Here is a 652-nt window from a genome sequence, read left to right on the forward strand (position 1 = left end):
TAATGCGTCAGATTGGTGACCGTGGTGTCTATGGTCACCCTGAGCTACCTGACTTTATGGTCTTTCTGAATTGGCAAGAGCTACCTTGGTTCTGGCAGGGTATGGATCAATTCTGGTTTGCGATGATCATGGTGGCATTGGTGCCTGGCTTGCTAGCTTTCGTGTTCGGTTGGTTGGCATTCAGGTCTCGAGTCACGGGTGTATATCTATCGATCATGACGCAAGCACTGACTTATGCATTGATGCTGTCTTTCTACCGAAACGAGATGGGTTTTGGCGGGACCAACGGCTTAACAGATTTCAAAGAGATACTAGGCTTTGATTTACAAGCAGACAGCACGCGAATTGGTTTGTTTGTCGCCACCTCAGTCATATTGTGTTTAGTGTTGCTAGCCAGTCATGCGATATTTAAATCACGCTTTGGCAAGGTTATTGTCGCGATTCGTGATGGTGAAAACAGAGCACGTTTTATTGGCTATCGTACTGAGCGCTATAAAGTTTGGTTGTTCGTCTACTCAGCTGTGATTCGGCAGTAGCGGGTGCCTTGTACGTTCCTCAAGTCGGTATTATTAACCCAGGTGAATTCTCACCCATTAACTCTATCGAAATGGTGATCTGGGTAGCGGTAGGTGGCCGAGGAACTTTGATTGGT

The 652-nt window shown here is 46.6% G+C and carries 1 pseudogene; it reads left to right on the plus strand.

Annotated features, from left to right (window positions below):
• Positions 1–652: pseudogene (locus A3756_RS02810) on the plus strand (urea ABC transporter permease subunit UrtC); the annotation flags it as partial.

It is taken from the genome of Oleiphilus sp. HI0086 (assembly GCF_001635225.1).